Annotated in this window: 21 protein-coding genes and 2 pseudogenes; 10 read left to right on the top strand and 13 right to left on the bottom strand. The window is 61.5% G+C overall.

Annotated elements, in window-relative coordinates; all coding sequences use genetic code 11:
* Window positions 1–85: 85 nt before the first annotated feature.
* The 3 genes and pseudogenes from BC1002_RS29540 to BC1002_RS29525 all read left to right on the top strand — a co-directional run.
* Window positions 86–1,462: pseudogene (locus BC1002_RS29540) on the top strand (UPF0182 family protein); the annotation flags it as partial.
* A gap of 91 nt (window positions 1,463–1,553) precedes the next feature.
* A protein-coding gene (locus BC1002_RS29530) for an IS3 family transposase (RefSeq protein WP_193373031.1) occupies window positions 1,554–2,752 on the top strand; the annotation gives its coding sequence in 2 pieces (ribosomal slippage) (window positions 1,554–1,869 and window positions 1,869–2,752; 1,200 coding nt in all).
* Window positions 2,753–2,788: 36 nt separating this feature from the next.
* Window positions 2,789–4,174, top strand: a pseudogene (locus BC1002_RS29525) (UPF0182 family protein); the annotation flags it as partial.
* A gap of 42 nt (window positions 4,175–4,216) precedes the next feature.
* On the opposite strand, the gene BC1002_RS29520 reads toward BC1002_RS29525, so the two are convergent.
* Both BC1002_RS29520 and BC1002_RS29515 read right to left on the bottom strand, forming a co-directional pair.
* The gene (locus BC1002_RS29520) at window positions 4,217–4,678 is read right to left on the bottom strand and encodes a hypothetical protein (protein WP_013093634.1); all 462 of its coding nucleotides are present in this window, start codon (window positions 4,676–4,678) and stop codon (window positions 4,217–4,219) included.
* Window positions 4,679–4,755: 77 nt separating this feature from the next.
* Window positions 4,756–5,178: an ACT domain-containing protein gene (locus tag BC1002_RS29515; protein WP_013093633.1), complete on the bottom strand. Its 423-nt coding sequence runs from the start codon at window positions 5,176–5,178 to the stop codon at window positions 4,756–4,758.
* Between the two features lie 163 nt (window positions 5,179–5,341).
* Here BC1002_RS29515 and BC1002_RS29510 point away from each other — a divergent pair, with 163 nt between their 5' ends.
* The 3 genes from BC1002_RS29510 to BC1002_RS29500 all read left to right on the top strand — a co-directional run bounded on the left by BC1002_RS29510 (window position 5,342) and on the right by BC1002_RS29500 (window position 7,312).
* A complete protein-coding gene (locus BC1002_RS29510) occupies window positions 5,342–5,551 on the top strand; it encodes a hypothetical protein (protein ID WP_013093632.1) in 210 nt (69 codons plus the stop codon).
* A 168-nt stretch (window positions 5,552–5,719) separates the two neighbouring features.
* Window positions 5,720–6,625 carry a S1C family serine protease gene (locus tag BC1002_RS29505; RefSeq protein ID WP_041735902.1) on the top strand — a complete coding sequence of 302 codons (906 nt, stop codon included), beginning with the start codon at window positions 5,720–5,722 and terminating at the stop codon, window positions 6,623–6,625.
* An 18-nt stretch (window positions 6,626–6,643) separates the two neighbouring features.
* On the top strand, window positions 6,644–7,312 hold the full coding sequence (locus tag BC1002_RS29500) for a response regulator transcription factor (protein WP_013093630.1): 669 nt from the start codon (window positions 6,644–6,646) through the stop codon (window positions 7,310–7,312).
* A 38-nt stretch (window positions 7,313–7,350) separates the two neighbouring features.
* On the opposite strand, the gene BC1002_RS29495 is transcribed toward BC1002_RS29500, so the two are convergent.
* Both BC1002_RS29495 and BC1002_RS29490 read right to left on the bottom strand, forming a co-directional pair.
* Entirely contained in the window at window positions 7,351–7,647 is a 297-nt protein-coding gene (locus BC1002_RS29495; protein WP_013093629.1) for a YdhR family protein, read from the bottom strand.
* Window positions 7,648–7,760: 113 nt separating this feature from the next.
* On the bottom strand, window positions 7,761–9,152 hold the full coding sequence (locus BC1002_RS29490) for an FAD-dependent oxidoreductase (protein WP_013093628.1): 1,392 nt from the start codon (window positions 9,150–9,152) through the stop codon (window positions 7,761–7,763).
* Between the two features lie 113 nt (window positions 9,153–9,265).
* Here BC1002_RS29490 and BC1002_RS29485 point away from each other — a divergent pair, with 113 nt between their 5' ends.
* On the top strand, window positions 9,266–10,822 hold the full coding sequence (locus BC1002_RS29485; RefSeq protein ID WP_013093627.1) for a bifunctional AfsR/SARP family transcriptional regulator/alpha/beta hydrolase: 1,557 nt from the start codon (window positions 9,266–9,268) through the stop codon (window positions 10,820–10,822).
* 215 nt (window positions 10,823–11,037) lie between these two features.
* On the opposite strand, the gene BC1002_RS29480 is transcribed toward BC1002_RS29485, so the two are convergent.
* Window positions 11,038–11,940 carry a LysR family transcriptional regulator gene (locus tag BC1002_RS29480; RefSeq protein ID WP_013093626.1) on the bottom strand — a complete coding sequence of 301 codons (903 nt, stop codon included), beginning with the start codon at window positions 11,938–11,940 and terminating at the stop codon, window positions 11,038–11,040.
* A gap of 155 nt (window positions 11,941–12,095) precedes the next feature.
* On the opposite strand from BC1002_RS29480, the gene BC1002_RS29475 reads away from it, so the two are divergent.
* Window positions 12,096–13,667 carry an MFS transporter gene (locus BC1002_RS29475; RefSeq protein ID WP_013093625.1) on the top strand — a complete coding sequence of 524 codons (1,572 nt, stop codon included), beginning with the start codon at window positions 12,096–12,098 and terminating at the stop codon, window positions 13,665–13,667.
* 56 nt (window positions 13,668–13,723) lie between these two features.
* On the opposite strand, the gene BC1002_RS29470 is transcribed toward BC1002_RS29475, so the two are convergent.
* Complete coding sequence (locus tag BC1002_RS29470) at window positions 13,724–14,545, bottom strand: aldo/keto reductase (protein WP_013093624.1); 822 nt, start codon at window positions 14,543–14,545, stop codon at window positions 13,724–13,726.
* 120 nt (window positions 14,546–14,665) lie between these two features.
* Between BC1002_RS29470 and BC1002_RS29465 the strand changes: the two genes are divergently transcribed.
* Both BC1002_RS29465 and BC1002_RS29460 read left to right on the top strand, forming a co-directional pair.
* On the top strand, window positions 14,666–15,643 hold the full coding sequence (locus BC1002_RS29465; protein WP_013093623.1) for a LysR family transcriptional regulator: 978 nt from the start codon (window positions 14,666–14,668) through the stop codon (window positions 15,641–15,643).
* A gap of 70 nt (window positions 15,644–15,713) precedes the next feature.
* Window positions 15,714–16,463, top strand: coding sequence for an SAM hydrolase/SAM-dependent halogenase family protein (locus BC1002_RS29460; RefSeq protein WP_013093622.1), 750 nt, complete (start codon window positions 15,714–15,716; stop codon window positions 16,461–16,463).
* 104 nt (window positions 16,464–16,567) lie between these two features.
* Here BC1002_RS29460 and BC1002_RS29455 read toward each other — a convergent pair whose 3' ends face one another.
* The 7 genes from BC1002_RS29455 to BC1002_RS29425 all read right to left on the bottom strand — a co-directional run bounded on the left by BC1002_RS29455 (window position 16,568) and on the right by BC1002_RS29425 (window position 25,872).
* On the bottom strand, window positions 16,568–18,223 hold the full coding sequence (locus tag BC1002_RS29455; RefSeq protein ID WP_013093621.1) for a sialidase family protein: 1,656 nt from the start codon (window positions 18,221–18,223) through the stop codon (window positions 16,568–16,570).
* Window positions 18,224–18,646: 423 nt separating this feature from the next.
* A complete protein-coding gene (locus BC1002_RS29450) occupies window positions 18,647–19,381 on the bottom strand; it encodes an ABC transporter ATP-binding protein (protein WP_013093620.1) in 735 nt (244 codons plus the stop codon).
* A gap of 42 nt (window positions 19,382–19,423) precedes the next feature.
* Window positions 19,424–21,364: a branched-chain amino acid ABC transporter ATP-binding protein/permease gene (locus tag BC1002_RS29445; RefSeq protein WP_013093619.1), complete on the bottom strand. Its 1,941-nt coding sequence runs from the start codon at window positions 21,362–21,364 to the stop codon at window positions 19,424–19,426.
* Window positions 21,365–21,372: 8 nt separating this feature from the next.
* Window positions 21,373–22,248 (bottom strand): branched-chain amino acid ABC transporter permease, encoded by an 876-nt coding sequence (locus BC1002_RS29440; RefSeq protein ID WP_013093618.1) that lies wholly within the window; start codon window positions 22,246–22,248, stop codon window positions 21,373–21,375.
* A 108-nt stretch (window positions 22,249–22,356) separates the two neighbouring features.
* Window positions 22,357–23,571: an ABC transporter substrate-binding protein gene (locus BC1002_RS29435; protein WP_013093617.1), complete on the bottom strand. Its 1,215-nt coding sequence runs from the start codon at window positions 23,569–23,571 to the stop codon at window positions 22,357–22,359.
* 291 nt (window positions 23,572–23,862) lie between these two features.
* On the bottom strand, window positions 23,863–24,540 hold the full coding sequence (locus BC1002_RS29430) for a carbonic anhydrase (RefSeq protein ID WP_013093616.1): 678 nt from the start codon (window positions 24,538–24,540) through the stop codon (window positions 23,863–23,865).
* Between the two features lie 9 nt (window positions 24,541–24,549).
* Complete coding sequence (locus BC1002_RS29425) at window positions 24,550–25,872, bottom strand: DUF2254 domain-containing protein (RefSeq protein WP_013093615.1); 1,323 nt, start codon at window positions 25,870–25,872, stop codon at window positions 24,550–24,552.
* Window positions 25,873–25,892 lie beyond the last annotated feature (20 nt).

Here is a 25,892-nt window from a genome sequence, read left to right as displayed (position 1 = left end):
TGATTCAAGCTGTCTGAACCGGCTCCATCCGAACCAGGATCACCACCGCAGCAGGGCATCGGCGACGGCCAGCGCAGGAGGAACCATGCGGTCGGGAGTGAAGTCCGGCGTGCGCCTGAGACGCTATGCAATCATGGTGACGGCCGTCGTCGTCGCCCTGATCGTCGTCGGACGCATCACCGGCATCCTCGTCGACTGGCTGTGGTTCTCTTCGGTCGGCTATGGTGGCGTTTTCTGGACCATCCTTTCCGCGCGGGTGCTGCTGTTTGCGACGGTGTTCGCAGTCTCGGGTTGCGCGATCTGGCTGTCGGGGATGTTGGCGCATCGTTACGCGAGGCGCATCGATGTATTGCGAGCGCAAGCAGCCGATCCGTCGCATGCGAGCGAGGTTGCCGTCGAACTGTCCGAGCTGATCGCGCCGCACGTTCCCTGGCGCGCCAGTATTGCCTGCGCCGCGGCCGTCTTGGGCCTGGTTATCGCCGCTGGCGAAGTCTCGAACTGGGATGTCGCGCTGCGCTTCATTTATCAGGTGCCTGTTGGCGAGCGCGATCCGATCTTCGACCGGGATATCGGCTTTTATCTGTTCTCGCTCCCAGCGTATGTCGCACTGAAGAACTGGCTGCTGCAGCTGGTCTTCTGGAGCGCGATCGTAGCAGGTGCTGTCTACGCATTGCGCGGCGACATCGCGCTGGAGCGGCCGCCACGCACACTGTCGGCCGCCGCCATCACTCATGGCTCCGCACTGCTCGGTTTGTTCTTTGCGGTGAAGGCCTGGTCGTGGTGGCTCGACCGCTTTCTGCTGCTCTATGGCGACAACGGCGTCGTGGTCGGCGCCAGCTATACCGATGTCCACGTCGAGTTGCCGGTCCTGTGGATGCTTGTCGGCCTTGGAGCGGCCTCATCCGTTGCTCTTTGGATCAACATGCGCCGGCGCAGCCATCTGCAGCCCGTCGTTCTCGCGCTGCTCGTATTCGGCAGTTCGATCGTGTTCGCCGAGATCTATCCATCGCTGTTTCAGCGCTTCTATGTCAAACCGAGCGAGCTGAAACTGGAAACACCCTATATCGAACACACTATCGCGCTAACGCGACAGGCTTACGGCCTCGCGAAGATCGAGGTTAAACCGTTCGAGGCCGAGCAGGGACTGACTCTCGACTCGCTGCAGGCCAATCGGGCGACCATCGACAACATCCGGCTATGGGATGTACAACCGCTGATGGATACCTACGCACAGTTGCAGGAGATCAGGACTTACTACAAATTTCTTTCAGTGGACATCGACCGCTATCAACTGGATAGCGGATACAGGCAGGTGGTGCTGTCGGCGCGCGAACTGGAACCGGCGATGCTTCCGTCCAACGCTCAAACCTGGGTGAACCTGCACCTTATCTTTACTCACGGCATCGGGGTCGTGATGTCGCCAGTCACAGAGAAATCCACTGAAGGTTTACCGTCTTTCTGGAGCAGCCCCACGTATCTGAGGACACAAGGACTCTCTTAAAATAAGGGATAGTCTTGTGCCTAACAGTAAGCCTAGTCATTACGTGGAACCCATCGAAATTCTGAGTGAGCCGGAGCGCCGTCGGCGGCGCACGGCGCAGGAAAAAATCGCCATCGTCCAGGAGACGCTGATATCTGGCGCATCGGTATCAGCCGTTGCCCGGCGGCATGGCGTGAACCCGAACCAAGTGTTCGGCTGGCGCAAGCAATACCAGGAAGGCAGTCTGGCGGCAGTGAAAGCGGGCGAGACCGTCGTGCCGGCATCAGAGCTCGCCGCAGCCATCAAGGAAATCAAGGAACTGCAACGACTACTCGGGAAGAAGACGATGGAAGTCGAAATCCTGAAGGAAGCCGTGGAATGGGGCCGCTCAAAAAACCTGATTGCGCGCTCGCCCTTGCTGCCGGGGGACGACCATTGAAAACGGTCTGTGAAGTTCTCGGCGTGGCGCGCTCTGGCGTAGCAGCGAAACTGGCTCGCTCGTCTGACTGGCAAGATGGTCGTAGCGCCAGACGGACCGACGACACGAAGCTGGTGGAGGAAATTCAGGCCCATGTCGCGCACCTACCGACCTACGGCTACCGACGCATCTGGGCACTGCTGCGCCGCAGTCGGGAACAGACCGGCGCGCAGTGCGTCAACCACAAGCGCGTGTATCGGGTTATGCGCGAGCACCAGTTGCTGCTGCGTCGTCCCGGCGTGCGGCGAGACAAGCGGCGGCATGACGGTCGCGTCGCCGTGGACCGCAGCGATACCCGCTGGTGCTCCGATGGCTTTGAGTTCCGGTGCGACGATGGCACGCCGCTGCGCGTAACGTTCGCGCTGGATTGCTGCGACCGGGAGGCGATTAGCTGGGCTGCGACCACTGGAGGCCATAGCGGCGACGTGGTGCGCGACGTGATGCTCGCTGCCGTCGAACAGCGCTTCGGCACTACGCAGGCCGCGCAGCCCATCGAATGGCTGACGGACAACGGCTCGGCCTACATCGACCATCGCACGCGCAGCTTTGCGCGCGAGCTGGGCCTGCAGCCGCTGACCACGCCCGTGCGCTCGCCGCAAAGCAATGGTATGGCTGAGTCGTTCGTGAAGACCATGAAGCACAATTACGTCGCCTATATGGATAAGCCTGACGCGCCAACGGCCCTCTCGCGTCTGGCCGTTGCCTTTGAACACTACAATGAGCGCCACCCGCACAAAGCATTGAAATATCGCTCGCCTCGCGAGTTCAGGCGTGCAGCGGAGTCATCAATCTAACGGTGTCCGCGTGTCCTCAGTTACAGGGGCAACTCCACTTTCTATCTGCACGATATTCCGCCCGTCTCCAGCGGCGGTCCGGCCATTCGCGAACCACGTCTCTATTTCAGTGAAGGCCGGCAGGACTATGTGATCGTGAACGGCAATGTAGCCGAGTTCGACTATCCCCGCAGGCCGACCAATGCGTACACGACCTATAGCGGGCGCGACGGCGTCACGCTCGGCGGTATGGGGCGCCGCAGTCTGTTTGCCTGGCAGCTCGACGATCCGAACATCCTGCTGAGCGGCTATATCACGGATCAGAGCCGGGTCCTGCTTCATCGCAACATTCAGGACCGGGTGCGTACGATTGCGCCGTTCCTGACTCTCGACCACGATCCCTATGTCGTCGCGAGCAATGGGCGGCTGTTCTGGATACAGGACGCCTACACCGTCAGCCAGTGGTTTCCTTACTCCCGCCCGGGTTTCGGCGACAACGCCAACTACATCAGAAACGCGGTCAAGGTGGTGGTCGACGCTTATAACGGCACGGTCGATTTCTACGTCAGCGATCCCGCCGATCCGCTGCTGCGCACCTACGCGCGCATCTTCCCCGGTATGTTCAAGCCTTTGGACGCGATGCCAGCGGGGCAACGGCAGCATATCCGCTACCCCGAAGATCTGTTCCTGATTCAGGCGCAGCTCTATCGCGTGTATCACATGGATGCGCCGGAAGTGTTCTACAACCGCGAGGATCTGTGGCAGTTTCCTCAGGAGCTAATCGGCATGGATGGCGGAAGCTCCGCCAGCACGATGCCGCCGTACTACACGATCATGCGACTCCCCGGCGACCCGCGCGCCGAGTTCATCCTGATGCTGCCGATGGTGCCGAGCCAACGGGAGAACATGATTGCCTGGCTCGCGGCGCGTTGCGATCAGCCCGGGTACGGCAAGCTCATCGTGTATACCTTTCCGAAGGACAAGCTGGTCTACGGGCCGTTTCAGATCGAAGCGCGCATTCAGCAGAATACCGAGATCTCGCAGCAGATCTCGTTGTGGAACCAGATGGGCTCACGCGTGATACGCGGTCATCTTGTGGTGGTACCGATCGAGAACTCGCTCCTCTACGTTTCTCCGCTCTACTTGCGCGCGGCGTCCGGTCAGTTGCCGGAGTTGAAGCGGGTAATTGCCGCCTATGGTGACCGTGTGGTGATGGAGGAGACCCTGGATCAAGCGCTGGCGGCGCTGTTCCAGGAGACCACACAAGCGGCATCATCGCCCCGAGGCGCAATGGACGCTCGCGCGAGAGAAGCGCTTGCCCACTATGACCGCGCGATCGAGCGCCTGAAGACGGGAGACTGGAGCGGGTTCGGCGCGGAACTGAATGCTCTGCGGCCGTTGCTCGAGGCACTCGGTGCTGGCCGTTCCGATGATCACAAATGACCCATGGGACACGGAGGAGGTGGTCGGACGCCCGGGCGTCGATCAATGCGGTTCGCCGAGGCAAGCGTCGGCAACATCGACGATCGGCTCGCTGTCGGCATGAGCTTCAGGAAAACGGTCAACGCACTTGATCTGAACGTAGGTCCACCACGTTCCCGGCGGATCGTGACCCAGCCACATCACAGTGGCTGCGACCTTGGTTCGCAAGCCCCATTGCCGCCAGTCAGCGCCGGTTGGCGAAAAGTTTCCGCGAATGTCCTTATACAGGTTGCGGTCCAAGCCGTACCGCTTCAGATAGGGCGGGTTGATGCGCTCCTCGAGCGTGGCCGGCTCGCCTCGTTCGGTGTCCGCTTGCGCTATGGCCGCGTCCCGGCGGAAATCGCTGACGGCACGACCGACCGCCAACAGCTCGAACAGCAATACCGCACCAACGGCGATGCAAGTCGCAATAATGCAAAGCGAAAGCGCCCACAGCACCCGCCTTGTGGTCGTCGGTGTCTTCATCCCTGCCGACCTCCCTACCGGCATTGGGATTTGCTGCCAGCAAGAGCCAAGCCGGTTCGCAGCCCGGCACGCGCACTTCAGGCCCTTTGTAGAAGGTCAATCGCCTTTTCGGCATCGTCCAACGAGTCGAGCGCGAGATAAGCGATGAACTGCGTGCCAAGTACAGCGGCCGAGACGCCGCGGAGATTGATCCCGCCATCCGCCAACATCTGGCTCAATTGCGCGATGATGCCCAACTGGTCCAGACCCATTACACGGATGGAGTGCAGGCTCGGGGTGACGCTGAACCCCGCCTGCGTGGCGGCACGGGTCGCAGTGTCTCCCTGTAGCGGAGCGACGAACACGACTCCCTTGCCCGATGCCTCTGGCGTGCGACGTGCCACGATGAACTGCAAGTCGGCACCAGCATCCCGCAAGACGCTTAAAACTTTCGCAAGACCTCCCGGTTTGTCGTCGATGGTAGCTGCCCAAACCTCGACACGTTCCACACTCAGTTCCATGGCCGTCCCTCCCGGCTCGAACCTCATTAGAAAAATCTACTTCACGAACGGCACGCGGGCAAGGACTGTTGGACTCCGCACCGATCGGCGATCCGCGTCCAACTTGCCGCTGCTGGGCATCTGTATCAAGATCAAGTCGCCTCTTCACAAACAGGCGACTCTGATGACAGACGATCCCGATGGCGATCCCGCTGCCGATCCCGACAAGCTGAAAGGCCCAGGCGGCATGAGCTTGAGGCAGATCCACGAACAGGTGCAGAAGTCCGTCCAGCGCGACCGCGAAGCGCAGACTGCACGCCACGCGCCCGCTCCACCGCAAAGCCGCTGGCAGCGATGGGTGCGCTATGTGTGGGGCCGTAGCGGGCGGCGTTAACCGCGTCGCGGACCAGACTCGCTGCATCGTGAAGTCCGCACTTCATCTACCCGGCTACCCATTCGGGTGGTGTGCGTCCCCCGTCGTTCTGTCATTGTGAATCCGTCGTCATTACGCAATGGGCGGGGGCTTGAAATGGAAACCACATCCTCGAGCGGCAATCCTTTGATGGATCTCTCGGACAATCTGGCGGGCATCGTCGAGCGAGTCGGGCGGAGTGTCGTGGCGGTACACGGCCGGCATCGCATGCCGTCGAGCGGCGTAATCTGGCGACGTGGCGTCGTCGTGACGGCTGCACATACGATCAGGCGGGAGGAAGGGATCGAAGTCACATTGACCGACGGCCGTACGGTCGCCGCAGTCCTCGCGGGCCAGGACCCGGGCTCCGACGTCGGCGTGCTGAAACTGGACGGCGTCGATCTCGACCCAATCGATTCCGGCGATGCCCATTCACTGAAGCCGGGCCATCTTGCGCTCGCCGTCGCACGTGCGGACGATTCCGGCGTCAGCGCTGATTTTGGTGTGATCGGCGGCGTAGGGGGGGCCTGGCGCACGTGGAGAGGCGGACAACTCGATGCGTTCGTGCGACTGGACGGCGGTCTGCGCCCCGGCTTCTCGGGGGCGGCCCTCGCGGATATGCGCGGGCAGGTGGTCGGCATCTGCACCTCGGCGCTGATGCGCGGCGCCGGCATCGTGATTCCGGGGACGAGCGTGGAGCGGGTCACCGATGAACTGTTGGCGAAAGGGCGCGTGTCGCGGGGCTATCTTGGTGTCGGCACGCAGCGGGTCGGCCTGCCGGACGCCTGGGTCAAGGAAATGAACCTGTCGCTCGGCAGTGGCTTGCTGATCAATTGTCTTGCGCCGGGCGGCCCTGCGGACCAGGCGGGCGTGCTGATAGGCGATGTACTGATCGAACTGGACGGCAAGCCTTGCCGCGACATGGGCGACGTAGCTGCCGCGCTGGGCTCCGCAAGCGTTGGGCAGCAGCTGCAAATCGCCTTGATCCGAGGTGGCGAGCGCCACGCGTGTTCGGTAACAGTGGGCGAACGGCCCCAACGGAATTCGTGCAGGTGAGCTCCGGGAAACGACGAAATGTCGGATGGACAAACGAGACAGACGGCGCCTTGGCGGGTCGCAGTGATTGCGGCATCGTGGCAAGAGCGCGCAAGTCTGCAAGCGCTTGTCGAGGCGAACCCGGCACTCGAGTTCCTGGCAAGCGCAGCCGACGCCGAAAAGCTCGTCGATTGTCTCGCGGGATCGGTGCCGGACGTGATCGTCACCGACATCGCGCCGGAGCCAAGCGACGCGCTCAAGACACTATTCGAAGTCTCGCACGCGTCACCATCGCTCGTGCTGTTGAGCGACGACCCGGACAGCGACTGGATGCTCGATGCGTTGCCCGCCGATGCGATGGCCATCCTGCCGCGCAACGCGATGCCAGCTGAAATCGTCGCGTCCATCGAAGCCGTCGCCGCCGGCCTTTGCGTGCTGACGCCCGACATCCTCGCAAGGCTGCTCGCCGAAACGAGACCGTCGCGCCAGAAGGCGCCCGCCGAACCGTTCGAAGCGTTGACGTTGCGAGAGATCGAAGTGCTGGCGATGCTCGCCGATGGACTCGGCAACAAGGAGATTGCGCGGCAACTCGACATCTCGGACAACACGGTGAAATTTCACCTGTCGTCCATCTTCGGCAAACTCGGTGCGACCAATCGCACCGAGGCGGTGATGCTCGGCATGCGGCACGGATTCATCATGGTGTAGACAAGCTCGTGTTTGTCTATCCACGACGCTGGACGACGTCACGTTCGAGCGTTTTCCACCAGCGCGGCAATCTGCACGAATTCGACGTCAGGGCGTACACCGTAAAGACCGGTTACCCGATCGCGGAGTTCATCCGTGAAGAACGCTTTGGCTGCGTCCTCCGATTCCCAAACGTAGAAGTTGGTGGCTTCACGCTTTGCGGAATTGAGCGTGAAAGCTTTGGAACGTAGCCCCGGCATTCCTTCGAACCTTGCGCGGGCGGTCTCAGCAATCGTGCGCACGGCTCGTTCATCGAAGTTGTCGCCGTAGCGAAACGTAACGAATACACCGATCATGTCGTACTCCTTTTGACGCCTTCATCAATGGAAGCTTCGACGGAAGGGTCCGTCTTGGCAGGAACTGCACCCGCTCGGACTCGCGAATGCAGGTATGGCCGGGCTTACCTGGACTAGGTTAGTTCAATACGCTTGTTAGCAGGGGACTCGCCCGATTGCGGGCGAGAAAGCGGTAACGCAGAGCGCCGGTTGCCTCGCCAGACGCGCAAGGCAATGGTCGGCTTCAGCAGCGACGGCGGCGGGACCATCAGGTTGACTACCTTCAGAAATGCGGTTGCCAGTGTGCTGTCGCGGGTCGCGGCGACGTGAAGCCAGCCGATGTACCGGTTGATGAAACGTAGCATCGGCGGCCGCCGGCCCTCGATCAGCGGATTGCGAAGGTCGTTGCCGACCGCGATGTCCCATGCGATGTCGACGATTTTTGCGGCCTCCGTGAAGAAGCGCCGAGCAAGATCGTTCGAACCTGCGCGCAGCAGGCAGTGTTGCAGCGTCAGCGCCTCCTGCGCCGCGACCGTCATGCCCTGTCCGTAGACCGGGTTGAAGCTGCAGATAGCGTCACCGAAAACCAGGTAGTTCCCGGGAAAGCGTGCAAGCGTCTCGTATCGACGGCGCAAACTGTGGACGTAGCGGTAGCGCCGGTAGCCGCTCAACGGCTCCGCTGCGGCGACGATGTCATGAATTTCCATCGTCGGCAGCGTCGCCAGATACGCGAGAAAGCCCTCGTCGTTATCGGGGGCCTCGTCGCCGAGACAGCCACCGGTACTGACGATCCAGCTGTCATTCTCCTGCGCGAGGATCACGCCGTTCCGCCAGTTCGGCGCACTGCCGGCGACGATGATGCCGAGCTTGCCATTGAGATCGTTCGGCCGACGTCGATAGGTGCGGGTCGTGTAGCCGATGCCGACCTCGACCTTCTCGCTGACGGGAGGTGGGTAGCCGAGCGCTTCGAGCCACGTCGCGCTGGACGAGTTGCGTCCAGTCGCATCGACGACGAGGTCTGCGTCGAGGGTCTCTTCCGGCCTGCCTTCGGCGCGTATGCGCACACCCGTCACGCGCTCGCGGGCGGAGTTGCTGGCGAGCCCTCGCACAGCGCAATTCTCGATGGCGCGCACGTTCGGCAGTGCCAGCAGCCGCCGTCGCAGATGGCCTTCGAGCACGGGACGGCTCGCCAGAAGCCCGGTCAAATCACTATTGCCATTGGCAAGCGTTACGTTGCGGCCGATCCACAGCAGATCGTTCGCGACATCGCCGAGCAATCCGCCGCTTTGCGTGACGACCTCGTTGTTATATCCGGGAAAGAACTCCTCGAGCACCGCGCTGCCGCGGGCAAGAAGCCCATGCGTGTGACGGCCCTGCGGGACGCCTTTGCGCCAGGCGTCCTCTGCCGGAAACGCATCGCGTTCGAGCACGGTCACGGTGGAATAGAAATCTGATAGCGCGCGTGCGGCCAGCAGCCCACCCATTCCGGCGCCTATCACGATCGCATGCTTACCCAGGTTCTTCATGGCAAATCCTCCAGTGCGATCCGCCGCAATGAGTGCAGCGATGATCGTCTGGCGTGCATGGTAGGATCGACGCGTCCCCTGAGCGTCCCCTCGACGCCGTCATGGAGGCTTGCATGACGATGGCTCTGTTCAACGTAAGGACGCTTGGTTTTCCGGAGATCCGTCGGGACGACCAGCCGTGTCCGATAGGCTTGCGCAAAGGCCTGGCGCTGCTGGTCTATCTGGCGGAAGCGAAGGGGCCGGTTGGACGCGACGCTGTCGCGACCATGTTGTGGCCGGACAGCAGCGAAGATGTCGTACGGGTGCGGCTGCGCCGCCTGATGTACCGCCTCCAGTTGACGCTCGGCGACGACATCCTCACCACCGACCGGTCGACGCTTCGATGGTCATCAGCGATCGGCCTGCAAATTGATTCGCAACTGTTCGAGCAAGCCTGTGAGGTCGGCGAGTTCGAGCAGGCATGCCGTCAATATTCCGGCGACTTTCTCGACGGGTTTTCGGCTGGCGATTGCCCGCAGTTCGACGAATGGGCTTTCTTTCGCCGTGAGGCTCTGCGGGGCAGGGCGATCCACGCGCTGGAACGGGTGGTGCAAGACAGGCATGCGGCGGGCGACTACGAGACAGCGGCTGCGCACGCCGGCCGACTCGTTCAACTGGATCCACTGAGCGAAGCGTACGCCCGGCACCTGATCCGCAATCTGCTGCTCGCCGGGGATCGGGCTTCGGCCGAGCGTCACTTCGACGCCATGACCCAGCGCCTTCGCGACGCGCTCGATGTGGCGCCCGAAGCCGAGACCCGTGCGCTGCTGAATGCCGTCCCCACGTTGCCGATCGAGGCCCCGCCGCCGACGCGCTATGTACTCGGCGGCGGCGTCCATCTCGCGTTCCAGACCTACGGTGCCGGCGATATCGATGTGTTGCTGCTGCCCGGTTTCGTGTCCCACGTCGAAAGGATCTGGGAGGAGCCGCGCTGCCGGGCGTTCCTCTCTGCTCTCGCTGAGATGGGCCGGCTCATTCTGCTCGATCGTCGAGGTATCGGGCTTTCCGATCGTGTCGGTTTCAACCCCGGCGTCGACGCAACCGCGCAGGACCTCGGCACGGTGCTCGACGCCGCCGGGAGCCGCCGGGTGGTGCTGTTCGGTGCGTCCGAAGGCGGACCGGCATGCATCAAATTTGCCGCCGATCATCCCGATCGAGTCACCGGCCTCGTTCTGTTCGGCTCGCTGGCGAAGGGAAGCGCGACATCCGACTATCCGCACGCGCTGCGGACCAGCCAGTATGACGCGTGGCTCCAGCAACTCGTCGCAGCATGGGGCGGGCCGGCGGGCATCGAAACTTTCGCGCCGAGCCTGGCTCGCGATCCTCAGGCGCGAGCGTGGTGGGCGGGCTTGCTCCGGGCCGCGTCGAGCCCAGGAGCGATCAAGGGCGTGCTCGAGGCGTTACGCGATATGGATGTGCGCGATCTATTGGGCCGGGTCTCCGCGCCGACTCTAGTGCTGCACCGTCACGACGACCACGCCGTTCGGGTCGGCGCTGGCCGGCATCTCGCCAGCCATATCGCGCACGCGCGATACGTCGAACTCGACGGCGCCGATCACTGGGTTTTCGCGGGCGACCAGCGAGCAGTCCTCGCCAGCATCAGACAATTCGTCGGTAGTCTCGCTGCATGACTGAATCGGTCGATCTCGGCCTGAACGACATGGGACAGCCGTGGCATCCATTCAGCCATGCACCGCACAAAGACCGGATACGCGTATGCGTTCAAGGTGCTGGGCGACGCGGTGCATACTCATCGACGAGCCACGCAATCAGCATTTCGGCCAACCGGTGTACTTCGGCGCGGCGAGCTGACATTCCTCGCGTATCGGCGGCGGGGAACCGCACATCAACGGAGAATCATCGGCGGGATCTCCGCAACCAGTGCATCGATGGCACAACGAGTCTTCAACGGAAGATATCGCGTGTTCGGCCACACCGCGTGGATATCCTGTGGTCGCACGCCGCAACGCTCCCTCACCGCGACGAGTTCGCCTGTCATCACATATCGTGTCAGCAACCAGCACGGCAACTGCACGAGCCCCAGACCGGCGACACCTGCTCCGGCAATCGCCTGGATGTCGTCCAGGCTCAGTTGCGGCTCGATCAGCAATTCCCGTTCAACCCCGTCCGTGTCGAGTACGCGCCATGGCGACACCACGCCGGCGCGCGAGTAAGCGATGCCCGCATGCTTTCCGAAATCGCCGATATCGACGGGCGTCCCATACCGCGCAAGATACGCCGGGGCGGCTCCGATGCTCGTTTCCTGAACCCCGAGGTGCCGTGCGGCGAGACTCGTGCTGTCGCGCAAATCGCCGATGCGCACCGCAAGATCGAAGTTTTCTTCGACGAGATCGACTGCCCGGTCCGTGAACGAGATGTCGATCTGTAGTTGAGGGTGCTTGCGTGCCAGCCCGAACAACACTGGAGCGACGCAGTGGTGGCCGAAGGCGAGCGGCGCGCTGACACGCAGGCGCCCGCGTGGCTCGCTGTATCCGGTCTCCAGTTCGGCCTCGGCGGCGTCCAGCTCGGCAAGCGCGCGGACGCATCGATCGTAATAGCTGCGCCCCGCCTCCGTCAGTGTCTGGCTACGCGTCGTGCGCTGGAGCAGGCGTACGCCGAGGCGGGCCTCGAGCTTCGCAATCACTTTGCCGATGGCCGACCGTGTGAGATGCAGGCGTTCGGCCGCAACGGTAAAGCTACCGGCTTCGATCACTTTGACAAAGACCGCTACGCCATCGAGTTGATCCATCGAATTGGGTCCTTGGGGGAATAAGTTGTGGGAAAAAACTGCGTCAATAGGGACGTTGGTTCCCGTTATAGTACATCGGACGTGATGCTGATCGAGTAGCTCCCTCTGTGTACGCCGAGGTGTACGCGCAAACGCACCTTTCCTTGCGATATCCGATGACACTCGCCACCCCTCCGAAAAATGCCGTGGCGCTCGCCGCGGTATGCCTGACGTCGCTGATGTTCGGCCTCGAAATTTCCAGTGTGCCGACGGTGCTCTCCACCCTTGAAGACGTGCTGCACGCAGATTTCAAGGAGATTCAATGGATCATGAACGCCTACACGCTCGCATGTACCACCGTGCTGATGGGCACTGGAGCGCTGGCCGACCGTTTTGGACGCAAACGCATCTACGTTGCCAGCATCGTGATGTTCGGGATCACCTCCCTCATCTGCGGACTCGCACAGAGTGCGTCGGTCCTGATCGTCAGCCGCTTTTTTCAGGGCATGGGCGGCGGAGCGATGCTGATCTGCCAGGTGGCGGTGCTGTCGCATCAGTTTCGAGTAGGGCGCGACCGCAGCAAAGCGTTTGGCGCGTGGGGAATCATCTTCGGCATCGGACTCGGCTTTGGTCCGATCATCGGCGGCATGATCGTCGCAATCGCCAACTGGCAGTGGGTGTTCCTCGTCCACGCGTGGATCGCGATCGTGGCGCTAGGTCTCGTCTTTGCGGGTGTTCAGGAGTCCCGCGACCCACATGCGCAACACCTGGACGTTGCCGGCATCCTCACGCTTTCCGCGACGTGTTTCGGCCTCGTCTATTTCATTACGCAAGGACCGGACCTCGGGTTGGATAGCCCCGCCGCGCTAAGCATCGTCGCGGCGACCGCGTTGAGTTTTATTGCGTTCATCGTTGTCGAGAAGCGTAGTCGTCGGCCGATGTTCGACTTTTCCGTATTCCGCATCCGGCGGTTTTCAGGCGCGATACTCGGATCGATGGGCATGAACTTCAGCTACTGGCCGTTCATGATCTATCTACCGATCTATTTTCAGGGCGCGCTCGGCTACCCGAATGTGAAGACCGGACTGTCCTTGCTCGCCTATACACTGCCCACTCTTATCGTGCCGCCATTTGCCGAGCGGCTTGCGCTGCGCTTCGATGCGCGCAGGGTCATTCCGCTCGGACTGTTCATCATCGGTCTCGGCTTCATCCTGATGAGGTGCGGAGCCGGCGTGGAGCACGCGAGTTGGCTCACGATGCTGCCGGGATGCCTGTTGTGCGGAACCGGGCTGGGGATGACCAACACGCCGGTCACCAATACTGCGACCGGCTCGGTCTCGTCGAACCGCGCAGGCATGGCCTCGGGTATCGATATGAGCGCGAGACTGATCAGCCTGGCGATCAATATCGCGCTGATGGGTTACATACTTTTCGAAGGCGTGCTTTCTTATCTCGCTCGCGCGCTTCCGGACTCTTCCGAAACCTCGTCGCTGCGTTTTCTCGCGCAGAAGGTGGCCGCAGGCAATTTTGCGTATCTGACGCAGGACAGCGCGAAACTCGCAACCGCCGATCCGCATGGCGTGATCGTTCATGCGGCGCTCGTGCACGGCTTCGGTCTCGTGATGCTGTACGCCGTGATCGGAGTATGGGTTTTGGCGCTGCTCAGCGTCGTCGCGTCCGGATTGGGCGCGCCCGCGCATCGTCCGAACTCTGCGCTGGATGAGTGTGCGCGTCACCCGAGCACGTAAGCCTCCTGCGCAAGCCATCCCCATGCCGCGGACACTTCGGCAGCTGTTGCGCTCAGTCACGCGTCCCATTGCGGAGCGAAGGGGGGAACGACGTAACGCTGATCCTTGCGAAGCGCAGCGATTGCTTGGCGGTCATCGTCGTCGAGTCGAACAGCTAGTGCATCGAGATTTGCTTGCTGGCTTTCGCGCCGCTGTGCCTTCGGTATTGCGATAACGCCGTCCTGATCGAGCAGCCAGGCAATGGCAATCTGTGCGGCAGTCGCACCGTGCCTGCTGCCGATCCGTGCCAATGTCGAATCGCTTGCCGCACGTCCCTGTGCGAGCGGCGCATACGCCACCAACGGAATGTTTTTCGAGCGCAGATAGGCAAGCATCGCGGTCTGATCCAGGAACGGGTGGTATTCGAGTTGATGACAGGCGATCGGCGCGCCGATATCCTCCACGGCCGCTTTGATCAGCGGCATATTGAAATTGCACACACCAATGCCGCGCGCAAGTCCCGCCTCCTTGAGATGCACGAGAGTCTCCAAAACAGCCCCTAGATTCATGTCGCGGGACGGCCAATGGATCATGTATAGGTCGACGAAATCAAGTCGCAGCTTCTCGAGGCTCGCCGCAAATGCGCGGCGCAGGGCATTGGGTTCGAGGTTCTCGTGCCATACCTTGGTCGTCACAAATAGCTCGTCGCGCGCGATGCCCGAGCTGGCGATGGCGGCACCCACCGATTCCTCATTCTGATACATCTCGGCGGTATCGATATGCCGATAGCCAACTTCCAGCGCGCTTTCTACGACCGGCTGACAGTCGTTGCCGGGCATCCGGAACGTGCCGAAGCCCAGGCGCGGTATCGCAAGCTCTCCTCGTTTGATCGTTTCCATTGCTTTTCCTCCGTGTTGGCGATGCGTCCAATGTCTCACGCGCCAATTGATGAATAAAGTATGGTTCAATCAAATCTGAAATGATTAAAATCATGAATCCATCAGTGTTCGAGGCGCATCATGACCTTCGACGGTCGATTGTTTGCGGGGATAACGGTGCTTGCCGCTGTCGCGGAGAGCGGGAGTTTCGTTCGCGCCGCGGAGGCGCTCGGCGTGTCTCCGTCCGGCGTAAGCAGGGCGATAAGCCGGCTGGAAAAGCAGATCGGAGTCCGCTTGCTCGACCGTACCACCCGATCGCAAACCTTGACGGACGAAGGCAGGCGTCTCTACGAGACGGTCAGCCCGCATCTGGTCGGCATCGAGTGCGCGGCAAGTACAGCATCGGGTTCGGCCGGCGTGGTCCAAGGCAAGTTACGCGTCAACGTTGACCCGTTCTTTTCGCGGACTGTCCTGGCGTCGAAGCTGCCCGCACTGCTGCAGCAGTTTCCAGAGCTTTCGGTGGAATTGATCATGCGCGATGACGTGGGCGATCTCGTTGCGGATGGCTTCGACCTTGCGATACGTTTCGGGCCGCCACCCGTTGGTACGCTGGTTGCCCGCAAGCTGCTGGAAGCGCGGATCATCACGGTTGCGTCTCCGGCTTACCTCGAAAGCAACGGCCGCCCCAATTGTCCTGATGACGTCGTCGATCACGAACGCATCCTTTTCTACAATCCCTTGTCGGGACGCCCTTTCGAATGGGAGTTTCATCGAGGCAAGGAAGTCGTCGGCATCCCGGTCTACGGGCGGTTGCTGGTCTCCGATGTCGGCACGATGTTGAACGCTTGCGTAGCGGGCGCAGGAATCGCCCAGGTCATGTCGATCGGGACGGAAACACTGATCGCCCAGCAAGACCTTGTCGATCTGTTTCCGGACTGGCCGGATGAACGTTTCCCTCTATATGCGCTCTATCCGTCGCGGCGGCACCTGGCCGCAAAGGTGCAGGCGTTCATTTCGTTCTGCGTTGATACCCAGATCGCGCCAAATGGGTCTGCAAGCTCGGAGCAAGCGAAGCCGAGCCGATCTGGCTTGAAGCGCTCGCAGTCTCGGTCGCGCTGATAGGTGAGATTTCAAATATTTATCGAACGCTGACCGACGAGGCGGCACAGGACTGCAAGGAGGCTTTGCGATGCTCGCACTCTTTACCGATTTCGGAGCCGACGACATCTATGTCGGGCAGGTGAGGGTCGCTTTGCTGCGGCATGCGGCAGCCGGCACCCCCATTATCGATGTGCTGCATACTGCGCCGAACTACAACGCGCAGGCAGGCGCGCATCTACTCGCAGCGCTAGCGCAGTGGTATCCGCCGGATTGTGTCTTCCTTGCCGTGGTCGATCCCGGCGTGGGTAGCGAGCGGGATGCCGTCGTGCTGCAAGCCGATGGGCAGCGGTTCGTCGGGCCGGACAACGGGCTGCTCTCGGTCGTGGCGGCGCGCGCGGCGCATACCAGGACCTGGCGCATTACATGGCGTCCCGCAGCGCTCTCCGCTTCGTTTCATGGTCGCGACCTGTTCGCCCCGATGGCAGCATGGGTCAGCCGCGGCGAGTTGCCTTCCGACAAACTCGTTGAGAGGACAGGCTTGAGCGTGCAGATGGATGCGGGCGATTTCGCCCAGGTCATCTACGTCGATCACTACGGCAATGCGCTGACGGGGCTGCGGGCTGGAACCGTGCCGAAATCTGCACGGCTGAGTATCGGAGATGCCGATGTCGAATATGCCCGGGTCTTTTCGGATGTAGCGGCCGGTCAAGCGTTCTGGTACGAGAACTCGATCGGGCTCGTCGAGATCGCCGTGAATGGCGGCAGCGCGGCGACGCAGCTTGGCGTGCGTGTCGGAGATCCGGTCCGGGTGCAAGGGGGCGGTGAATCGGCGGCATAGCGCGCCTTATCAGAGTTGTAGCGTCGCGAAAGTGCCTGAAAATCAAAGCCTGCGAGCGGTGAAGGAGGGCTGGGCGGCGACCCTCCCGTCGCCGCCATCTGCGCTCACGGCAAAGTGATCTTGCGGGTGAATTCAGCCGTCACGTTGGGACCCGTGGCTACACCGAATACCGGGTAGACGATTTTCGAACCGCTGGCAGCCAGGCCCATGTAATCGCCGAGGAAATGGCCGCCTGCCACGGGAGCGTTGAGGATGTTGAACGAGGTGTCGGTCAGCTTCCGTTCATTACTCCAATTCGCGGGATTGGTACACGCAGTAGCAGTCGAACAGAACACCGCGAAATAGTCGGTTCCCTCGAAGCCGGCGGGTGTGTTCGTGTCGTTACGAAAGTCGTAGTAGGTCACCACGATCGTATTGCCGTCGTTCGACGCCACGACCGCCGGAATGAAAGCCTGCTGACGGCAGGGGTCGGTTCCGTTCGGCGGCGTCTTGTTGATCATCACTGGCGTTGACCAGGTAGAACCGCCGTCTGTCGATTGGCTGAAGGCGATCCCGTCGATCGGGATCGATCCGGTGGGCGTGGTGCAGGTCGCGGACGAAAAGCGATCGTCCTGCCAGGTGAGATAGATTGCCCCCGACATCGGGTTCACGGCGACACTGTAAAGAATGGATGCATCGCGTATCGACTGGCCGCTGTCGGGCGAGACCACTCCGACCACCGAAATGTCGTTGATGAATGTCGGCGCCGACCAGTTCCCGCCTCTATCCCCAGACTTGATATAGCCGATGCTCAGGCCCGACGGCGTTGCGTTGATCGCCGTGAAGAAATCAAGCAGGGTTCCATCAGGCAACACGCGCACGATGTTGTCGATCGTCTGTGCGTTCGTCCCCGGCTGGTAGATCGGCGCGGCGGTGCTCCAGGTCACGCCTTTGTCAGTGGATCGCGAGAAGAAGCTCGGGCCGGTGAAATTGAATTTGAACAAGGGGGCGCCGCCCGCCGCGGATGCCGCACCGTTACGCAATTGCCGCGCGATCAGAACGCCATCGTTCTGCGCGAGCAACTGGGCGCCTTCCTTCGTTTGCGGGAACACGCTCAACTGGTCCCAAACCGCGTACACGTAGTCGCTCGCAGTCGGATCCGCAGTGAGCGAGTTCTTGTCATTGAGCACGTGCGGCGAGTTGCTGCGGATCAGCGTGACGGGAGTCTGCCACGTTGCGCCGTGGTCAGTGGAGCGGCTGACCAGCATCCCGCTATTGCGCGCGCCAAACGGCGTCGTCGGTTTCGCGGGGTCCAGCACCAGAGAGAAGAAGAAGGCCGTTCCGTCTCGCGCAAAGTCCACCCATGGATCGGATGCACGGCGGAATTTGCCGCCAGTGCAGTTAGTCACGCCGGACGGAATTGAGTTGGACCAGGTGCCGCCCGCATCGTTGGAGACGACCCCGACCAGCCCACGTGAGCCGCCGTCGCTCCAGCGATCCTGCTGGTGGCCGGCGAGGAGGCGAGACGGGTCCGTCGGGTCCACCGCAACCCAGGGCTCGATCGAGGTGGCGGGAAACAGGACGCTGCCGAATGCCGATTCCTGCGCGTTCAGCTGGTCGGCAGTGCAACCGCTAAATGGGTCGCCCGCGGCTACCTGGACGAGCGATCCCAGCGTTTGCGCGTGCGCGCCTGGGCCGATCGAACATGCGAGCGCGACGACGCCCGCGCCTGCAATGCCCCGCAAGATAGACCGGGATAGGCAACTAAAATCGATTTTCATTCTGGGCCTCGCGAAAAAGGGAAAACGCCTGTGAATTGCCGGCTTTCCATCGCCGGCGCCATCACTGCCAACCTTCGGATACATGTGAAAACGTCTTTTCCCAGCGCAGAAACGATGCTTGCTACCGTCCGCCAACGACATGCAGCAACGCATGTATCTACCGAAACACACTAGGTCGCGTTGGCCGAATCTGTGTGGATAAATCTTTGGGTATGCTATTTCAACACTTGATATCCCCGGCATTGCGGGCATGGCATGGTGATTGCAGCGGATCACACAATGGCGGTCGAAGAATGTATCCGCTGCAGAAACGTCGCGTTTGAAATCGATGAACCAAAAAAAAGCCCGCTCTCGAAAGAGAGCGGGCGTGGACCGAAAGAGGCCCCCAGGCGTTACAGACCCAGGAGATGTCCCTGCATTACGTCAATGACTCGTTCCCAGATAAGCCGCCTTCACTGACGGATCGTTGCGCAATTGCAGCGCCGGCCCATGCGCGGCGATCCGGCCGTTTTCCAATACGTAACCGTAATCGGCCACATTGAGCGCGGCCGCGGCGAACTGCTCGACAAGCAGCATCGTCACGCCCTGGCCCTTCAGATTCTCGATGATGCGAAACACCTCTTCGACGAGTATCGGTGCGAGCCCCATCGAAGGTTCGTCGAGCAGCACGAGTTCCGGGTTCAGCATGATCGCGCGCGCCATCGCCAGCATCTGCTGCTCGCCCCCGGAGAGGGTGCCGGCCAGTTGATGGCGCCGCTCTTTCAAACGCGGAAAGAGTTCGATCGCGCGTTCCAGATCGGCGTTCACATCGCCGCGCGGCCGCGCCCACGTGAGGCGTGGAAAGGCGCCGAGGATCAGGTTGTCGTGCACGCTCATCGTCGCGAACACGCGCCGTCCTTCCGGCGAATGCGCGAGTCCGAGGCGAGCGATGCGATGTGAGTCGAGTGCGTCGATCCGCTTCGCGCTCGCGCCCACACCCATCGTGATCTCGCCGTCGCTGGGGCGGATCATTCCGGAGATCGCGCGCATGGTGGTGGTTTTGCCCGCGCCGTTCGAGCCGATCAGCGTGACGACCGAGCCCTTGGGCACGTCGATCGAAATGCCGTGCAGCACTTTCACCTTGCCGTATCCTGCATGCAGATTCTTGACCGATAGCATGTGTGTTCCTGTGTGTCTCGTGGGTCGAGGTAGGGGCGCGGCTCAGGCCGCTTGCCCCGCCGTCTCGCCGCCGAGATAAGCCTCGATGACTTTTTCGTTCGACTGGATGTCGGCCGGATTGCCTTCCGCGATCTTCTGCCCGAAGTCGAGCACCGACACGCGGTCGCAGACGCTCATCACGACGTCCATGTGATGTTCGATCAGCACGACGGTGATGCCGTGATCGCGCACCTTGCGGATGATTGCGACCAGTTCCTTGATGTCAGGCGCGGTCAGGCCGGCCGCCGGTTCGTCGAGCAGCAGCACTTGCGGATCGAGCGCGAGCGCCCGCGCGATTTCCAGCAGCCGTTGTTTGCCGTAGGGCAGGTTGCGCGCTTCTTCGCCGGCGACATGTTCTAGTCCGACAAAGCGCAGCATGCCCAACGCGCGCTCGCGGGCGGCGCGCTCCTCGCGTCGGTAACGCGGGGACATCAGTCCGACGTCCGCGATATGTGCCCGAAACGTGTGATGCAAGCCGACCAGCACGTTTTCGAGTGCGGTCATCTCGCCGAACAGCTGCACGTTCTGGAAGGTGCGCGCGATGCCCGCCAACGCGATCTGCGACGAAGTCTTGCCCGCGAGCGACATGCCGCGATACTCGATCGAGCCCGCGGTCGGCACGTAGATGCCGGTCAACACGTTCATCATCGTGCTCTTGCCGGAGCCATTAGGGCCGATCAGTCCGTGGACCGTGCCACGCCGCACGGTCAGGTCGACCTGATTGAGCGCCTTGAGCCCGCTGAACTGCATCAGGATGCCGCGTAGTTGCAGGATCTCTTCCGCGTCGCCTGCGTGCACGGCTGCGACCGCGTCTGCGCTGATCGTCGCGGGTTGGTGGGTGTCGACGGTGCTCGCGCGGACCACGCCGCCCATCGTGCTCTTGCGCACGAATCCGATCACGCCGTCCTGCAGGTAGTACACGACGAGCAGGATCATCAGGCCGAAGATGGTCAGCCGCCAGTCGGCGAGCGTGTCGATGCCGTACGAGAACGCGGCGAGTCCCACCGTACCGAGCACCGGAATCGCCACCTTGCGCGCCGTCGACACCTTGCGCGCGAGCGCCACGCCTGCGCCGATCACGACCGCGGCAGCCAGCACCGATGCGACGATGCGGAACATGTCGATGTCATCGAGCAGCTTGGGCAAGAGCACGATGATCGCCGATCCGAGCACCGCGCCGGTGCGCGTCTTGCGCCCGCCCATGATGATCGCGAGCAGGAACAGGATGGTCAGCTCGAAGTTGTAGGTATTCGGTGAGATGTACTGCTCCGAATACGAGTAGAGGCAGCCGGCCAGACCCGCAAAGCCCGCGCTGATCACGAACGCGTAGACCTTGTAACGGTACACCGACACGCCCATACAGTCCGACGCGATGGGACTGTCTCGCAGCGCTTCGAAGGCCCGGCCCAGATGCGACTTGAGCACCCGGTGCACGACGATCAGCGAGGCCACCAGCAGGGCCGCGACGAGCCAGTAGTATTCGACTTCGTTCATCGGCCGCGCGCCGAGCGACGGCTTGGGAATCTTGACGCCCATCGGCCCGTTGGTCAGAAAATCCATCTCGTTTATGAGAATCTGAAGGATCGTGCCGAACGCGAGCGTCACCATCGCGAGGTAGGGGCCGGACACGCGTAATGCGGGCAGCGCGAGGATCGCGCCGAAGCCGGCCGTGACGAGAATCGCGAGCGGCGCGGTCACGAAAATCGGCAAGCCGAGCTTCATGAACAGCACGCCCGCCGTGTAGGCGCCAACCCCGAACAGGCCCGCATGCCCGAGCGAAACCTGGCCGGTGTAGCCGACCACGATGTCGAGACCGAACAGCAGGATCGCGTAGATCATGATGGTCTCGACCAGATGGATGTAATACGGATTGCCCGACAGCACCGGGAACACCGCAAGCGCAATCAGCACAAATGCCGTCGCAACGAGTTTCTTCAGATTCACGGCGGCCCTCACACTTTCTTGATTGAAGTCTTGCCGAACAGCCCGGCGGGTTTCATCGCCAGCACGATGAGCAGCAGGACCAGCCCCGGCACGTCCTTATAGCCGGTGGAGAGATAGAAGCCCGTAGTGGTTTCGGCGATGCCGAGAATGACGCCGCCGACGAGGATGCCCAAACCGCTCGTGAGTCCGCCGATGATCGCCACCGCGAACGCCTTGAGGCCGAGCACCGCGCCCATCGTCGCGCCGGTCAGCGTGAGCGGAGCGATCAGCACGCCGGCGAACGCGGCAGTCAGCGACGAGAGGGCATACGAAAACGTGATCACGAGGCCGGTGTTGATGCCCATCAGCGCGGCGGCGTCGCGGTCGTTCGCAGTGGCAACTACGGCCTTGCCGAAGATCGTCTTGCGATTGAAGAACTCGACGGCGAGCATCATTGCGAGCGCGCCGCCGACCACCAGAAGTTCCATCGGTAGAACGTTCGCGCCGAACACCTTGAGCGGCGCTTCCGGCAGCGGCGACGGGAAGCGCAGATCGTCGCGGCCCCAGACGTTTTCCGCGACGTTCTTGAAGATGATGCCCAGCGCAATCGTCGACATGATCCAGCCGAATTCGGATTTGATCTTGATCGCGGGCCGCACCCCGATCCGTTCGACGAACGCGCCCTGCAACAGACCGAACGCGCAGACGAGCGGGATCATGAGCCAGTAGTTGACGCCGAGCGAAACCAGCGTGAGGCCGACCAACGCGCCGAGCATCAGCGCGTCGCCCTGGCCGAAGTTCAGCGTGCCGGAAGTCGCGAATGTGAGTTGATAGCCGAATGCGATCACGGCGTAGATCATGCCGAGTGCGATCCCGCTATAGATGAGCTGTAAAAGAATGGTCATCGTCGAGCGCCTTAGAGTTCACCATCTATAAAACAAAGCCGCCCCCGCTGGCGGGCGGGTGCGGCTTTGGAGCATGCTGCCGCGCTGGATTTGCGCTTGTATCCGCGCTTAGTTCGTCGACGCCTGCTTGGCGCGCAACTGGTTGCCGTCCTTGCGATCAGCGTCATACGCATAGATCACTCGGCCGCCCTTGACCTCGCCAACCACCGGCACGTTCGGGCTGATCGCCTCGTGGTCGTCGTGAGTGAACGGCTTGTCGTAAACCATCACGACGCCTTCCACCTTGCCGTTGAGGTTTTCCAGCGCGGCGCGCACCTTCGGACCTTCGATCGAACCCGCCTGGGTCATCGCCGCGGCCAGCAGATAGACCGAGTCGTACCCTTGCGCGGCGGACACCGCCGATTCGATGCGGTTGTTCTTCGGCTTGAACTCCTTGAGGTACGCGTCGATGAACGCCTTGCGCTTAGGCGTGTTCGCTTCCTGAATGAACGTCTGCGGCATACGGGCGCCTTCACCGTTGGTGCTCGCGTTGTCGATGTAGTTCGCCATCGACAGGGTCCAACTGCCGACCAGCGGCACTTTCCAGCCGAGCTTGGCCATGCCGTTGGCGATCTGCGCGAGTTCCGGCCCGATGCCGTAGGTCAGCACCGCTTCAGCGCCGGCCTCCTTGGCCTTGAGCAGCTGCGCGGTCATGTCGACGTCCTTGATGTTGAATTTTTCTACGGCAACCGGCTTGACGCCTTTCGTGCCCAGCGCCTTTTCGAGGTCTTCGCGGCCGAGCTGACCGTAATTGGTCGAGTCCGCGAGAATCGCGACTTTCTTGAAGCCGCGCTTGACGATTGCTTCTTCGACGATCATCGGCGCCTGAATGCGGTCGGCGGCGGCGTTGCGGAAGACGTAGTTATCCGGTTGATCGGTGAACTGCTTCGTCAGGACACTGCCAGTCGCGACGTTGTTGAACACTGGGATCTTCGCTTCCTGGAAGAAGCGTTGAGACGCGAGTGCCACGCCGGTATTGATGTAGCCCACCACCGCAGCCACTTTTTCCTTGTTGATCAGCTCTTGCGCGATCTGTACGCCGCGTTCATTTTTCGCTTCGTCGTCGCGCTCGACCAGCACGATCTGACGGCCAAGCACGCCACCGGCCTTGTTGATTTCCGCGGTGGCGAGCCGCACGCCGTCGCGCATGCTCACGCCCATCGAAGACGAACCGCCGGTGAAAGGTCCGTCGACACCGATCTTGATTGGGTCGGCGGCGTAACTGACGTCAATGAGGGCACACAACGCGAGCGCGCTCACGACGCTCTTCAAGCGAATTCCCATACTGTCTCCGTAGCATGTCTTTTGTTGCACAGAGCCTGGAAGCGGCTTCCATGCACGTCGACTGGACGTTCTCAGGGAGCCTGAGCGCCCGTCGTGACGGAGTATGGAATTGTTAATCTATGTGTAATATTCGGAATTACCCGCGTGGTGCAATACCGGGGTTATTGGCAGATTAGAGAGAGGCGTCTAACTTTTGTTATCGAGCGGCGGGACCGACCGACTGATTGACTGATATCTGTCGTTTAATTTCATGCGCGCCAATTCGGTGCCGTCGTCAAGCTTGGCAAACCATCACCTCGCCCGCGCCGCAAGGCGCGCAATCATCCGCTCAGCCATTGCGCGATCGATCACTTCGAATGAGCGGCTCGTGCGCTCATAGGCATACATGGCGCCAGTCGCGATATCGAACCACCAGCCGCTCAATACGAGTGCCCCGGCGGTGACTTGCTGGCGGACGATCGGGTAGGTCATCAGGTGCTCGAGCTGCACGAGTACATTGAGTTGCGACAATTGATCGTGCGCTTTCAGGCTGTCATCGAGCGGACCTTCCTGTTCGAGGCGAAACGCCGCGTTGTTGGCGTGGCATAGCCATTTATCGAGGTTTGGCGATTTCAGCTTGGCGTTTCGTGAGAACACGGACTTCATCGCGCCGCACTCCGAATGCCCGCACACGACGATATTCGCGACTTTCAGCACCAGCACCGCATATTCGATCGCGCTTGCCTCGGAAAGATCTCCGGTAGAGACGCCCTCTGAAGTCGCCGGTGGAATCAGATTGCCCACGTTGCGCATCGTAAAGAGATCGCCGGGATGCGTCGATGCAAGCAGATCCGGCACAACCCGGCTGTCCGAGCACGTGATGAATAGCGCATCGGGTGTTTGAGCGAGCGCCAGTTTGCTGAACTGCTGCGCGTATTGCGGCAGCATCTTCTCCCGGAACTCGACGATGCCCATGATGAGTTTTTGCATGATCGCCTCTCAAAGGACGGGTTGCCTTGCTGCCGAGGTGTCCGAGCCTCCAAGCCCTTGCGAGTCCGGGATACGGGCCAACGCCTGGTCCTCCGGAAATGGATGCCGCGCACCGATCTCACGGTCCAGCAGGGTCAGCTCGACACGTAATGCGTCGTGACGATGCTCCGGTAAGCAATGGAGGAGATTTTCTATCGCCGCGCGCTGACGGCGCGCGATCTGGATGCTGCCCGCGCCGTACTGACGTATCTCGCGGAAACTGATATGCACGAAATCTTCCCAGTTCGGCGTTCGGAAGATGACGCACACACGCCCAGACTTATCCGTGATCTCTTCGGTGTACAAAGACCGTTTTCCGACTACGCGCAATAGCCGCTGCAACTGATCGATAGCCAGCACGGCCGTGGTGGGATCGTTGATCGCGGCCGATAACGCCTTCAGCGCAATATCGACGAGGATGCGGAATGCGAACATTGGATCCTGTTCCATCGTGCGTTCAGTCCCAAAGGCGATCAGTGTACGCAGCCGGTTTTCATCGATTGCGCCCGAGTCTCCGTACAGATAAAACAAGGGTTCGTCCACCGCGACAAAATCGCCGACTTGCGGCACGAATTCGATAACCGAGTTTGTGCGTCTCGCCTTGGCAACCAGTCTTTCGAGATTCACGGCCAGAACGATGCCGGATATGCCGCTGTGGCGAACGATGCGATCAGGCACGCCTCGCTTGCGGTCAACGCACGGCGGGGCGATCCTGCCCGTCGCCGGCGCGGGATAAACGCCTTCGATGACCGCTATCCCAAGTTCCCCAACTCGCGCCACCAGGCTCACTGGCCGCAGGAATTTCGCCGCATAGTCGATCAGGAAAAGGAATGCGACGACGGAAGCGAATCCGAATAGCGCTGCAATGAATACCTGAAGCTGGTGCACCTGACTGTCACCCATCCAGCCCAGGGTTCTGTTGGCGAACAGGAGTGTGAAAACGAACAATCCCGAGATGTTGCGGATTACGTTATCGCGCAGCAACGTGGTAGCGATGATCCGCGGCGTATATTGACCGCCAGCCACCTGGATCGCGACGAGCAGCGAACCGAAGGTAAACACCAGAAACGCCAGGTCTGCGGAAACGATGTCGCCGACAAGCGACCGCGCTCCAGTCATCGACAGCCCAAACAGGCCGGTTTTCGGATCGAGGATGTCGTGTCCGATCAACCACCTTCCCAGCATTTCAGTGAGCGGCTTTACCACCGCATAGATCGCTACTGCGACGAGCGGCACCGTCCACAGGGAAGACCTGAGGTAACTCTTTAGGCTGTACCAGCGGTTCCAGTCCATGATTGCGCTCTTCCTGCGTC

The sequence above is a fragment of the Paraburkholderia atlantica genome (genome assembly GCF_000092885.1).
GTDB lineage: Bacteria > Pseudomonadota > Gammaproteobacteria > Burkholderiales > Burkholderiaceae > Paraburkholderia > Paraburkholderia atlantica.
The sequence above is the reverse complement of the archived record's forward strand: the minus strand, read 5'-3'. Positions and strand labels throughout refer to the sequence as shown.